Origin of the sequence: Kribbella jejuensis (genome assembly GCF_006715085.1) — a bacterium.
Taxonomy (GTDB): domain Bacteria; phylum Actinomycetota; class Actinomycetes; order Propionibacteriales; family Kribbellaceae; genus Kribbella; species Kribbella jejuensis.
Map to the genome: position 1 here is coordinate 875,424 of NZ_VFMM01000001.1, position 11,944 is coordinate 887,367.

Here is an 11,944-nt window from a genome sequence, read left to right on the forward strand (position 1 = left end):
GCCAGATAGACTATCGCCGGTCCGACCGCCCGGACCACATCCTGGAGCCATGACCCAGACAGTCGTGGACATCTACCAGCGGGACGGCATCGTCCAGGTCCCCCAGTTGCTCGAGCCCACTGAGGTCGAGCGGATCAAGACGGTTTTCATGGAGCAGGTCGCCGTCGACCACTCGCTCGCGATCGACGACGGCGTACCGGACGACGACCCGCTGGCGAAGTACCCACGGTTCGTGCACCCGCACCGAGCGACCGGCACCGAGGCGGGGAAGATCTCGCTGGAGCTGATGCTCGACGGCCGGATCCTCGATGTCGTCCAGGCCCTGATCGGTCCGGCGCTCGGCGCCCAGTCGATGTTCTACTTCAAGCCGCCGGGCGCCCGCGGGCAGGCCCTGCACCAGGACAACACGTTCCTGCGCGCGGATCCGGAGACATGTCTCGCGGCCTGGATCGCGATCGACGACGTGGACGCGGACAACGGCGGGCTCGCGGTCGTGCCCGGCTCCCACAAGACCGAACTGGTCTGCCCGGAGCCGGCCGACCTGACCGAGTCGTTCACCAGCGTCGAGGTGCCGGTTCCCGACGGCCTGAGCAAGGTCCAGACCCGGATGAAGGCGGGCGACGTCCTCTTCTTCCACGGCAGCGTCGTCCACGGCTCCCGCCCGAACTCCACGGCGGACCGCTTCCGCCGTTCGCTGATCTTCCACTACATCCCCGAGGACAGCCAGGAAATCGCCGCCTTCTACAACCCCCTCGTCCGCCCCGACCGCCGCGAAACACTCCTCCCCGAAGCCCTCGGCGGCGGCCCCTGCGGCGACTACGCCGAAATGGAGCCCTAGGGTTCCCGCACCCCGCCACCGACCGACCGCGGCCGGGCCGCTCCCGGCCGCGACCCCGCGCCGGCGCCACCTGGACCGGCACCTGCACCGGCATCTGGGTTGGGGGTGGCACTCGGGGCGGCGAGGCCGGCTCCGGTGATCCGGCGCAGATCGGTCAACCGCTCGTCGAGGCGGCCCGGCAGCACAAGTCCGTGGGACTGCGGTCTCCCGCGGGCTTCGTGCTGTGTCACCGCGGCCTCGACCTCGGCGACGACCCACTGCGGAAGTTCTGCGCTGCGGTCGAGCAGCGGTTGGGCGCTCGCGTGGAACAACTCGTCCTCCGCCGGCGTCGGCGGCAGGTTGCGCAGGGCAAGGATCTGCTGTTCGGCCAGCCACGGTTCGGGGATCAGTCCGTCCGCGCCACGATGGCTCTCGTACCACACGTACCCGTCCCGGTCGACGATGTAGAGGTCGTCGACGGACGACTCCGACTCGATCGTCTGCGCGGTGCCGGGCACCAGCCGGTACGCCAGTCGGCCGCGCTCGGGCGGTACCCACCGGCCGATGCCCGTGTCGTCGACGGCCTGCTGGTACCGGCCCGCCCGGCCGAGCCGGCAGTTCGCCTCGTGCGTCACGACGTACACCAGGGCTACGCGGTAGTCGACGTCGCGGAAGCCGTCCACCCAGCCCCGCGCCAGTTCGGGCCGGTGCAGCGGCGCACTGGCGATCACGTCGTACTGCGGCGTGCCGCGCCTGAGGTGTTCCAGGCAGCGCCTGATCATGCCTGGCGGAAGGCTGCGCGCGATGTCGTCCGCGGCCAGGATCCCGCGTGCCCGCATGATCGCGTCGTACCGCGGATGCGCCGTGATGTCGTCGTCGAAGTCGTACACCGCGACCGTCCCCGGGCCGAGCGACGCCTGCAGCAGCCACTGCGTTGTCGACTTGCCCGAGCCCGGCGGACCGCCGATCAGCATCGCCAGCGGACGCTGCCCGGGCGCCCGCACCGGCTGCTGTTCCGGGGTGATCTGCGCGAGCCGCCGATCGACCAGCGCCCGCGCCTCGTACGCCGTGAGCTCCAGGCGGCTACTGGCGATCATCCGTCGAGCTCGGCCCGCAACCGGGCCAGCAACTCCGGATACGTGCTGATGACGGTACGTCGCTCCGCACCCGACATCGCGTCCAGCCGCCGCAGCTCGTTGTCCTGGAACCCGACCTGCGCAACGAGCTCGGCCCGGCGCTCCGGATCAGTCTCGCGTGCCGCGAGCGAGTTGTAACACGAAGCCACTGACTGGAGCAGCGTGCGGACCCGCTCCCGCTCGACCCGCTCCGCGGGACCGTGCGGCGGGACGGGTCGCCCACCGAGCGCGTCCGTCAGACGCTTGCGCACTTCGTCCGGCACCGTGCCTCCCTCCCGCGAGGCAAGCGTAGGTTCGCGGTGGGTCAGTTGGAGTAGTCGCGGAAGCCTCGGCCGGTTTTGCGGCCTAGGTAGCCGGCGGTGACGAGGTGTTCTAGGAGGGGGGCGGGGGCGAAGCCGGGTTCGCGGAATTCGAGGTAGAGGGTGCGTTGGATGGCCAGGGCTACGTCCAGACCGACGACGTCCAGGAGAGCGAAGGGGCCCATCGGGAGGCGGCAGCCGAGTTTCATCGCGGCGTCGATGTCGTCGACGCCGGCGTAGTGGGCCTCGAGCATCCGGACGGCGTCGTTCAGGTACGGGAACAGCAGCGCGTTGACGATGAAGCCGGCGCGGTCGCCGCAGCGGACCGGGTGCTTGCCAGCGGCAACGGCTACGGCGGCGACCGTGTCGGCGACCTCAGGGGCCGTGCTGACAGTGCTCACCACTTCGACGAGCTGCATCACCGGGGCCGGGTTGAAGAAGTGCAGGCCGACCACATCGGCGGGGCGCTTGGTCGCCATCGCCAGGTCGATCACCGGGAGCGACGAGGTCGTGGTCGCCAGGATCGCGCCCGGCTTGCAGATCTCGTCGAACGTCTCGAACAGCGCCTGCTTGACGCTCAGCTCCTCGACCACGGCCTCGATCACCAGGTCGGCGGAGGCGAGGTCGTCGAGTTTCGCCGTACCGGTCACCCGGCGCAGCGCGGCGTCCCGCTCCTCCGACGACGACTTCCCGCGCTGTACGCCCTTCTCCAGCGACCGTTCAAGCACGGCCCGGGCCCGTTGAACCTTCTCGGTCCCGCGAGCCACGTACAGCACGTCGTACCCAGCCTTGGCCAGCACCTCGACGATGCCGACCGCCATCGTCCCGGACCCGACCACGCCGACCTGCTTCACCGTACGGACCGCGACGTCGTCACCGGCGACAGCAGGCGTGTGCTCGTCGTCCACCACGACCGGTGAGTCCGCCGACTCGTAGGTGTAGAACCCGCGCCCGGTCTTCCGGCCGAGCAGCCCGGCGGTGACCATCTGCTTGAGGATCGGCGCCGGCGCGTGCAGCCGGTTCCGGCCCTGCTTGTACATCGTGTCGAGGATCTCGTACGCCGTGTCGAGACCGATCAGGTCCAGCAGCGCGAGCGGCCCCATCGGGTACCCGCAGCCGAGCCGCATCGCCGCGTCGACGTCCTCACGCGTGGCGTAGCGGGACTCGACCATCGACACCGCGTGGTTCAGGTACCCGAACAGCAACGCGTTCGCGATGAAACCGGCCCGGTCGGCCGCGACCACCGGGACCTTGTCGAGCCGGCGGGCCAGCGCCTGCACGTCCTCGACCACGTCCGGCTCGGTGACCACGGTCTTGATCACCTCGACGAACTCCTGCACCGGTGCCGGGTTGAAGAAGTGCATCCCGACCACCCGCCGCGGCCGCTGGGTGGCGACCGAGATCTCGGTGACCGACAACGACGAGGTGTTGGTGGCGAGGATCGCGTCCTCGCGGACGATCTTGTCCAGCGCGGCGAAGATCTCGCGCTTCAGTTCGAGCCGCTCGACGACCGCCTCGATCACCAGGTCGCAGTCCGCCAGCGCCTCCATCGAGGTGGCGAACGTGACCCGGTCGAACAGTGCCTGCTGGTCCTCGACCGACAGCTTGCCGCGCTTCACGGCCCGGTCGGTGGAGTGCTGGATGTGGCCGCGGCCGCGCTCGGCGGCCTCCTCGTCCCGCTCGACGCCGACCACGGTCAACCCGTGGCGCGCGAACACCTCGGCGATCCCGGCGCCCATCGTGCCGAGACCCACCACACCCACTGTCGTCAATTCCCGAGCCATGCTCTGCACTATGCCAGTCCCGATACTGGTCCGCCCATGAGTTGCGTCACCGGCGAGGTCAACCTCACATGGCTTCGTCAGTCACGACCGCGTCGCCAGGACCTGGAACCACGAGCCGATCTTGGAGTCGGTCCGGGTCAGCGCGTCGACGGTCCATCCGGTCGCGTTCAGCAACTCGCGCAGCGGTTCCTCCTGCCACAGGACGAAGTGCCGGGGCAGGTCGAGATGCCGGTTCGACCACTCCTCGCCCTTGCCCTCACGGGTCGCGAACGCCAGTACGGGCGCGCAGCGGGCCGCTTTCCGCAGTACGGCGGTCAGCTCGGCGCGATCGAAGTGCAGGAACACCGCGCTCGCGTACACCGCGTCGTACGGGCCGCCGTACTCGTCGGTGATCGCGTTGAGCCGGTCGGCGGCGTACCCGTCGGCCCGCATCATCTCGACGAACGCCTGAGTCGCGTCGGTACGGCGTACCAGGTAGCCGCGGCGTTCCAGCTCGAGCGCGTCCCGGCCGGTGCCGCTGCCGAGCTCCAGCAGCCGAGCCGGCGGCGCGACACGCGCGGCGAGCAGATCGATCAGCGCGTTGTTCGGATCCTGCGGGATCGTGTCGCGGAACTTGTCCGGGGCCTGCTCGTACGCGGCCAGCGTGACCTCGTTGTCCGAGGCGACCCGCGTCCATCCGTCACCGGTGTGCTCGACGACGGCGGGGAGCTTCAGGCCGAGATCGAGCCCGAGGACGACGACGGTCTCGCCCCGGTGCAGGTCCGCGATCGCCTGCAACTCCGCGTCCGGCCGCTGGGTCAACTCCGGTACGACGGTCAGCTTCACGCCGAGATGCTCCGCCAGGTTCGACCCGGCCGCCGCCTCGAACGGCCCGGCGTACACCTGGGCCACCCGCTCACCGACCACCGCGTCCTGGACGTCCCCCGGCAACAGCAGAATCCGCGCGGGACACATGAGATTCATCGGGCCACGTACTCCAAGGCGTCGGCGGCGTACTCCGGCCAGACGTCGGAGCGGTCGAGCGGGATCTTCACCCACTCCTTCATCGGCCTGCCCATGCCCGGATCGAACTGCTCCACGCCGTCCAGTTGGAGCGCCTTGGCCAGCGCCTCCGGCGGCAGCTTGAACGTCATGGCGTCGCCGAACATCCCGGCGACCACCTTCTTGCCGATCTTCAGGCACGGCATCCCGAACATGCTCCCGCGCACCACTCCGGCCGCCTCCAGCCCGGCCGCCACCGCGTCGTACGCCGCAACCGCCTCATCACTCACCTTCGGCATCATGCTCACCACCTTCCCACTCCTGCGCCCTCGTGCACTACGGTGCTTTGTCGTGCGCTTGGTGATTGCTACGTGTTCTGTGGACTACTCGGGGCGGCTGACGGCTCATCTGCCGATGGCGCCGCGGTTGCTGATGGTCAAGGCGGACGGGTCGGTGCTGATCCACGCCGACGGCGGGTCGTACAAACCGCTGAACTGGATGTCCCCGCCGTGCAAGCTGGTGGAGGAGGACAACGTCTGGAGCGTCACCAACAAGGCGGGCGAAGAGCTCCGGATCACCCTCGAGCAGGTGCACAGCGACACCGCGTACGAGCTCGGGCAGGACCCGGGACTGATCAAGGACGGCGTCGAGGCGCACCTGCAGGAGCTGCTCGCCGAGCACGTGCACACCTTCGGCGACGGCTGGACGCTGGTACGGCGGGAGTACCCGACCGCGATCGGCCCGGTCGACCTGCTGCTCCGCGACGCCGACGGCCGGCACGTCGCGGTCGAGATCAAGCGCCGCGGCGAGATCGACGGCGTCGAGCAGCTCACCCGGTACGTCGAACTGCTCAACCGCGACCCGCTGCTCGCCCCGGTGCGCGGCATCTTCGCCGCCCAGCTGATCAAGCCGCAGGCCCAGTTCCTGGCCACCGACCGCGGCCTGGAGTGCCTGACCGTCGACTACGACCTCCTGCGCGGCATGGAGTCCGACGTTCTGCGACTCTTCTAGATCCTGACAAAGCAGGAAATTTGCCCGATTTCGGGCAGAAGCTTTGCCATGGACCCCGAAACACTGCATGGTGGAGCCGTGATCAGTGAGGCGGCGGCGGTGGAGCCGGTGGACGAGTTGGCCGATCAGGTCAGCCGGACGACCGGACTGTCGGCGGATGTCGCGCGGCGCGTGGTCGCCGACGTACTGGCCTATTTCACCGAGACGACCGAGGAGTACGTCCGGCGCCGGCACCGTGAGCTGCAGACCTACGGTGCCCGCAACGACGAGATCTTCGCCCGGCTCGGCGCCGAGCTCCGGCACTGGCCGGTCCGCTCACCCGAACTCTCCGCCCGGCAGCTGCGACGGATCGTCTACGGCTGACCGGCACCAAACCCTTTCGAAAGGCACCCACTACATGTGCGGAATCGTCGGGTACGTCGGCACGAAGCCGGCCGCGCCCATCCTCGTGGACGGATTGGCCCGCTTGGAGTACCGCGGATACGACTCGGCGGGCGTTGCGGTCCTCGGCTCCAGCGAGCTGAAGGTGCACAAGGACGCCGGCCGGGTCCGTGAGCTGGAGGCGTCGCTGCCCAAGCGGTTCGGCGGCAAGCTCGGCATCGGGCACACCCGGTGGGCCACCCACGGCGGCCCGAGCAAGGACAACGCGCACCCGCACGCCAGCGGCAACGAGCGGATCGCGGTCGTGCACAACGGCATCTTCGACAACGCCGGGGCGATCCGCGCCCAGCTCGAGGACGCCGGCGTCAAGCTGCGCTCCGAGACCGACACCGAGGTGCTCGCGCACCTGATCGAGCAGGCCGACGGCGACACGCTCGAGGAGAAGGTGCTGGCCAGCCTGCGCCGGATCGAGGGTACGTACGGCATCGCGGTGATCGACCTGGACTTCCCGGACCGGATCGTGGTCGCCCGGAACGGCAGCCCGCTGATCCTCGGCATCGGCGACGGCGAGATGCACATCGCCTCCGACGCGGCCGCGCTGATCCGCTACACCCGCCAGGTCGTCTACTTGGACGACGGCGAGCTGGCCACCGTCCGCGCCGACGGGTACCGCACGTTCACCCAGGACGCCGCCCCGACCACGAAGACCGCCAAGACGGTCGAGTGGGAGGCCGAGGAGTTCGAGCGCGGCCTGCACGAGCACTTCATGATGAAGGAGATCCACGAGCAGCCGGACGCGGTCGGCCGGGTGATCCGCGGGCGGCTCGACGAGCGCTTCCACACCGTGCACCTCGGCGGCCTGAACATGGACGCGCGCGAGGCGCGGGAGATCAAGCGGGTCAAGATCCTCGGCTGCGGTTCGGCGTACTACGCCGGCCAGATGGGTGCGCAGTTCATCGAGGAGGTCGCGCGGATCCCCGCCGACGCGGAGCCGGCCTCGGAGTTCCGGTACCGCAACCCGGTGGTCGAGCGGGACACGCTGTACGTCGCGGTGTCGCAGTCGGGCGAGACGCTCGACACGCTGGTCGCCGTGCAGGAGCTGAAGCGCAAGGGCGGGCGCGTCATCGGTCTGGTGAACGCGGTCGGGTCGAGCATCGCGCGCGAGGTCGACGGCGGTGTGTACCTGCACGCCGGTCCCGAAGTGTCGGTCGCGTCGACGAAGGCGCTGACCAACATGGCGGTCGGGTTCGCGATGCTCGGCATCCACCTCGGCCGGATCCGGGACGTCTCCCCCGCCGACGGCCGGCGGCTGATCGAGGGCCTGAAGAAGCTGCCCGAGCACATCGCCGCGATCGTTGCGCAGGAGCAGGAGCTGGCGAAGATCGCCGGCCGGCTCGCGCAGCACGAGTCGCTGTTCTTCGTTGGCCGTACCCGCGGTTATCCGGTCGCGCGGGAAGGTGCGCAGAAGCTCAAGGAGATCTCGTACCGGCACGCCGAGGCGTACCAGACCTCGGAGCTGAAGCACGGTCCGCTCGCGCTGATCTCCCCGGACGTGCCGAGCGTCGCGATCGTCCCCGACGACGAACTGCTCGACCGGAACATCGGCGCGCTGCACGAGATCGGCGCGCGGTCGGGCCCGCTGTACGTCGTCACGCACCCGGGCGTCGAGGTACCGGACGGGGTCGCGGCGAAGATCGTCGTACCGAAGAACGAGCCGGAACTCGACCCGATCCTGCTCACGATCCCGCTGCAGATCATCGCGTACTACGCAGCTGTTGCCCTCGGCCACGATGTCGACAAGCCGCGGAACCTGGCCAAGTCGGTCACCGTCGAGTAGAACAACCCGCAGCCCCCGTCACGCTTCGCGTGACGGGGGCTGCACTGTTCGGTGTGCACCCGATCCCGAGGCTCTGTGGCCGCACCCGCCGCGCGGCACGGCGGGTGCGGCACTGCGGGTGGTGTGTTCAGAGCTGTTGGGTGGGTGGCTGCGCCCGGCGGGTGACGGTGGCGGCTTCTGCGGTTTCAGGCGTGGGTTGTCTCGTCAGGTTGGTGCCGGTGCCGACGGGGGTCATGCCGTCCAGGGCTCGGCGGATGAGTTGGGCCATCTCGGCCTTGCGGTCGGCTTCGGTGAGGGGGCGGGCGGCTTCGGTGGTGCGGGTGCGTTCGGGCTGGGTAGCGCCGTACGGGTGCAGGTTGAAGTCGTTCACCAGGCGCTTGCAGACCTCGACGCCGCGGACCGAGTTACCGGCCGCGTCGAGGCGCGGCGAGAACGTGACGACGGCGAGCCGCTTCGACGGGACGACCATCATCACGTTGCCGGACACCCCGCTCTTGGCCGGCAGCCCGACCTGGTGGGCGAAGTCGCCGGAACCGTCGTACATGCCGCTGTGCCCCATCACCGACAGCACCCGCCTGGTGGTTTCCGGTGAGAACACCCGCTCCCCCGAGTACGGCGCGACGCCGCCGCTCGCGAGCGTGGCACCGGCGGCCGCCAGCCGGGCCGCATCGACCTCGAGCGAACAGACCTGGAAGTAGAACTGCGCCGTCGCCGCGGTCCCGGCCAGTCCGCCGCCGCCCTTCAACCGCCCCTTCGCCGCCATCGCGAACGCCAACTGCCGGTTCCCGTCCCCGGTCTCGTCCTCGGCGTAGAAGGTCTCGGTGTCGGAGCCGGGCCGCTGCCCCATCATCGCGGTCCACGTCTCCTTGACGGTGTGGAACCGCTCGCTGTGCGCCTTCCCCGAACCGACCAGCGCCAGCGTCGCGATCGCGCCCGCGTTGATCATCGGGTTCCGCGGTTTGCGGTCCGGGTCGAGCGACAGCGTGGGATCGTTGAAGGTCCCGCCGCTCTGCTCCGTCCCGACCCAGCGGTCGACCTCGTCGGCGCCCAGTTCCTCGAGCGCCATCGCGTAGCTGAACGGCTTCGACGTGGACTGGACGCTGAACGGTACGGCGGCGTCACCGACCTGGAACACCTGGCCGTCCGCGGTACAGATCGCGATCCCGAACTTCTCCGGATCGGCGTCCCGCAGCGTCGGGATGTAGTCGGCGACCGCGCCGTCCCGGTTCGGCAGCAGGTCGGCGTAGATCTGCTCGATGCCCCGGCTGAGCTCCGCGAACTCGGCGGGCGAAATCGCCAGCTCGCCGTTCAGCGCCCGGGCGATCACACCGTCGCCGTGCTCCGCGATCCGGGCGAACTCCGGATAGTCGAGCTGCACCGGCTGTTGGTCGCTGCCGAGCCGCAGCGGCCGACCGTCGGCGTCGCGGGCACCGGCCAACGCCGACCGCACCCGCGGGTCGAGCGGATCGATCCCCGCCTGCCCCAACCGGCTGAGCAGTTCCCAGGTCCAGACCCGGCCGTCACCGTCCTTGTCGACACTCTCGAATGACCGGAGCAGCTTCTCCATTGCACCTTCCCCAGCTCGGCGGCAGACAGGGCACTCGCGACAGCGTTGTCGGCGGCAACAGGTTCGCCTGCTCGTATTTCCGGCGCGGTCACGTGGTGTTACGACCACATCAACCGGACAACTTGTTGGACAAGTCGAGTACTTGTACGATCACTCGGCATGGACCGCATCCGCCGCGTGCAGCTCTCGTCCGTCGTACTTCCGCTCGATCAACCGATCAGTGATGCGAAGGTGCTGACCGGGCGGCAGCGGCCGATGACCGAGGTGGTCTTCCTGTTCGCGGAGATCTGGACCGCTGACGGTCTTCAGGGGATCGGCTTCAGCTACTCCAAGCGCGCCGGCGGTCCGGCGCAGTACGCGCATGCGAAGGAAGTCGCGGCGGGCTTGCTCGGCGAGGACCCGTCGGACATCGCCAAGGCGTACGACAAGTTGCTCTGGGCCGGCGCTTCGGTCGGGCGTTCGGGTGTGGCCACGCAGGCGCTCGCGGCGATCGACATCGCGCTCTGGGACCTGAAGGCGAAGCGCGCCGGTCTCCCGCTGGCCAAGCTGCTCGGCGCGTATCGCGACTCGGTCCGTACGTACAACACTTCCGGCGGTTTCCTGCACGCGCCGATCGAGGAGGTGAAGGAGCGTGCTTCGCAATCACTTGCCGACGGCATCGGTGGGATCAAGATCAAGGTCGGGCAGCCGGACAGCCGGATCGACCTCGAGCGGGTCCGGGCGGTTCGCGAGCACCTCGGTGACGACGTACCGCTGATGGTGGACGCGAATCAGCAGTGGGACCGGCCGACCGCGCTACGGATCGGGCGCGTGCTCGAGCAGTTCGGTCTGGTGTGGATCGAGGAGCCAGTGGATGCGTACGACGCTGTCGGACACGCCGAACTGGCAGCCGCGCTGGACACCCCGATCGCGACCGGCGAGATGCTGTCCAGCGTCGGCGAACACGTCCGGCTGATCGAGACGCGGGCGGCCGACATCATCCAGCCGGACGCACCGCGGATCGGCGGTATCACGCCGTTCCTGAAGCTGGCGACGCTTGCCGACCACAACGGTCTGCAGCTCGCCCCGCACTTCGCGATGGAGATCCATCTGCACCTCGCGGCGGCGTACCCGCGGGAGCCGTGGGTGGAGCACTTCGAGTGGCTGAATCCCTTGTTCAACGAGCGTTTGGAGACGGTCGACGGGCGGATGCTCGTCCCGGACCGCCCCGGCCTCGGCTTCACCACCAGCGAGCAGTGCGCGCGCTGGACGGTCGACCGCTGCGAGTTCACGTGAGCGGGCTGGCGTACCAGGTCGTTGAGGATCTGAAGCAGCGGATCCTCAACGGTGAGATCGCGCCTGGCGAGAAGTTGCCGGGTGAGAACAGTCTGGTCGAGGAGTTCGGGGTCAGCCGGACCGTTGTCCGCGAGGCGGTGTCGCGACTGCAGGCGGCCGGGTTGGTGGAGACGTTCCAGGGCCGCGGCTCGTTCGTGCTCGAGATTCCGGAGCGTACGGCGGGACTGCGCGCGGTCCGATCGCACCGCGACGTACTCGAGCTGATGGACTTCCGGATCGGCGTCGAGAGCGAAGCGGCCGGGCTGGCGGCGGCACGGCGTACCGCCCATCAACTGCAGGGGATCGCGCGAGCCCTCGACGAGTTCCGCCGGGTCGGTGACGACCCGGCGCGGTCGGTGGAAGCCGACTTCGCGTTCCACCTGAAGGTCGCCGTTGCCTCGGGCAACCGATTCTACGCCGACTTGATCAACGACCTCGGCCCCATGATGATCATGTTGCCGCGAACCCGCCTGAACCCGGTCTACGAGATGTCCGACCCCGACCACCTGACCCGCGTCGTCCACGAACACGAGAACATCCACGCCGCGATCGCCCGCACCGACCCCGAGAGCGCCCGCGCGGCGGTGCGGGTGCACCTCGCGAACACCCGGCGGCGACTCACCAGCACGCAGCATCCGAGCTGAACCCGCACTGAACCGTCCAGCCGGCAGTGCGGGCGTCACAAGACTGGGCACAGACCCAACCTACCGGCAGGAACGCGGTCCGTCCCGGCTTGGGTCGACGTGGAATCGGGAGCCGGGGGTTGGGGAGGATCTGCCTCCCGAAAAGGAAGGAGATCCTCCCCAACCGATCAGAT

The 11,944-nt window shown here is 69.3% G+C and carries 12 protein-coding genes; 6 read left to right on the top strand and 6 right to left on the bottom strand.

Annotated elements, in window-relative coordinates:
• Positions 1 to 49: 49 nt before the first annotated feature.
• Positions 50 to 838: a phytanoyl-CoA dioxygenase family protein gene (locus tag FB475_RS04160; protein ID WP_141852674.1), complete on the top strand. Its 789-nt coding sequence runs from the start codon at positions 50 to 52 to the stop codon at positions 836 to 838.
• On the opposite strand, the gene FB475_RS04165 is transcribed toward FB475_RS04160, so the two are convergent.
• The 5 genes from FB475_RS04165 to FB475_RS04185 form a co-directional block, all read right to left on the bottom strand.
• Positions 835 to 1,914, bottom strand: coding sequence for a zeta toxin family protein (locus FB475_RS04165; RefSeq protein ID WP_141852676.1), 1,080 nt, complete (start codon positions 1,912 to 1,914; stop codon positions 835 to 837). The genes FB475_RS04160 and FB475_RS04165 overlap by 4 nt on opposite strands.
• The gene (locus tag FB475_RS04170) at positions 1,911 to 2,216 is read right to left on the bottom strand and encodes a hypothetical protein (protein WP_141852678.1); all 306 of its coding nucleotides are present in this window, start codon (positions 2,214 to 2,216) and stop codon (positions 1,911 to 1,913) included. Before FB475_RS04170 ends, FB475_RS04165 begins: the two co-directional genes overlap by 4 nt.
• Positions 2,217 to 2,257: 41 nt before the next feature.
• Positions 2,258 to 4,036: a 3-hydroxyacyl-CoA dehydrogenase family protein gene (locus tag FB475_RS04175; protein ID WP_141852680.1), complete on the bottom strand. Its 1,779-nt coding sequence runs from the start codon at positions 4,034 to 4,036 to the stop codon at positions 2,258 to 2,260.
• 81 nt (positions 4,037 to 4,117) lie between these two features.
• A complete protein-coding gene (locus tag FB475_RS04180) occupies positions 4,118 to 4,999 on the bottom strand; it encodes a class I SAM-dependent methyltransferase (protein WP_141852681.1) in 882 nt (293 codons plus the stop codon).
• Positions 4,996 to 5,319: a hypothetical protein gene (locus FB475_RS04185; protein ID WP_141852683.1), complete on the bottom strand. Its 324-nt coding sequence runs from the start codon at positions 5,317 to 5,319 to the stop codon at positions 4,996 to 4,998. Before FB475_RS04185 ends, FB475_RS04180 begins: the two co-directional genes overlap by 4 nt.
• Here FB475_RS04185 and nucS point away from each other — a divergent pair.
• The 3 genes from nucS to glmS all read left to right on the top strand — a co-directional run bounded on the left by nucS (position 5,318) and on the right by glmS (position 8,246).
• A complete protein-coding gene (nucS, locus tag FB475_RS04190) occupies positions 5,318 to 6,028 on the top strand; it encodes an endonuclease NucS (protein ID WP_272952052.1) in 711 nt (236 codons plus the stop codon). The genes FB475_RS04185 and nucS overlap by 2 nt on opposite strands.
• 78 nt (positions 6,029 to 6,106) lie before the next feature.
• Positions 6,107 to 6,391, top strand: a complete 285-nt coding sequence (locus tag FB475_RS04195) for a hypothetical protein (RefSeq protein WP_238331951.1) — start codon at positions 6,107 to 6,109, stop codon at positions 6,389 to 6,391.
• A gap of 34 nt (positions 6,392 to 6,425) precedes the next feature.
• Positions 6,426 to 8,246 (top strand): glutamine--fructose-6-phosphate transaminase (isomerizing), encoded by a 1,821-nt coding sequence (gene glmS / locus FB475_RS04200; protein ID WP_141852688.1) that lies wholly within the window; start codon positions 6,426 to 6,428, stop codon positions 8,244 to 8,246.
• A gap of 127 nt (positions 8,247 to 8,373) precedes the next feature.
• On the opposite strand, the gene glsA is transcribed toward glmS, so the two are convergent.
• Positions 8,374 to 9,813, bottom strand: coding sequence for a glutaminase A (gene glsA / locus FB475_RS04205; protein ID WP_141852690.1), 1,440 nt, complete (start codon positions 9,811 to 9,813; stop codon positions 8,374 to 8,376).
• Between the two features lie 159 nt (positions 9,814 to 9,972).
• On the opposite strand from glsA, the gene FB475_RS04210 reads away from it, so the two are divergent.
• Together FB475_RS04210 and FB475_RS38035 are read left to right on the top strand one after the other, a co-directional pair.
• Positions 9,973 to 11,088: an L-talarate/galactarate dehydratase gene (locus tag FB475_RS04210; RefSeq protein WP_141852692.1), complete on the top strand. Its 1,116-nt coding sequence runs from the start codon at positions 9,973 to 9,975 to the stop codon at positions 11,086 to 11,088.
• Positions 11,085 to 11,771, top strand: coding sequence for a FadR/GntR family transcriptional regulator (locus FB475_RS38035; RefSeq protein WP_141852694.1), 687 nt, complete (start codon positions 11,085 to 11,087; stop codon positions 11,769 to 11,771). Before FB475_RS04210 ends, FB475_RS38035 begins: the two co-directional genes overlap by 4 nt.
• Positions 11,772 to 11,944 lie beyond the last annotated feature (173 nt).

What these genes read in the sequence shown, in the direction of transcription:
- nucS (WP_272952052.1), top strand. Translation starts at nt 5,318, where the DNA reads ATGCTCACCACCTTCCCACTCCTGCGCCCTCGTGCACTACGGTGCTTT.
- FB475_RS04210 (WP_141852692.1), top strand. Translation starts at nt 9,973, where the DNA reads ATGGACCGCATCCGCCGCGTGCAGCTCTCGTCCGTCGTACTTCCGCTC.
- glmS (WP_141852688.1), top strand. Translation starts at nt 6,426, where the DNA reads ATGTGCGGAATCGTCGGGTACGTCGGCACGAAGCCGGCCGCGCCCATC.
- FB475_RS04165 (WP_141852676.1), bottom strand. Translation starts at nt 1,914, where the DNA reads ATGATCGCCAGTAGCCGCCTGGAGCTCACGGCGTACGAGGCGCGGGCG.
- FB475_RS04180 (WP_141852681.1), bottom strand. Translation starts at nt 4,999, where the DNA reads ATGAATCTCATGTGTCCCGCGCGGATTCTGCTGTTGCCGGGGGACGTC.
- glsA (WP_141852690.1), bottom strand. Translation starts at nt 9,813, where the DNA reads ATGGAGAAGCTGCTCCGGTCATTCGAGAGTGTCGACAAGGACGGTGAC.
- FB475_RS04175 (WP_141852680.1), bottom strand. Translation starts at nt 4,036, where the DNA reads ATGGCTCGGGAATTGACGACAGTGGGTGTGGTGGGTCTCGGCACGATG.
- FB475_RS04185 (WP_141852683.1), bottom strand. Translation starts at nt 5,319, where the DNA reads ATGATGCCGAAGGTGAGTGATGAGGCGGTTGCGGCGTACGACGCGGTG.
- FB475_RS04160 (WP_141852674.1), top strand. Translation starts at nt 50, where the DNA reads ATGACCCAGACAGTCGTGGACATCTACCAGCGGGACGGCATCGTCCAG.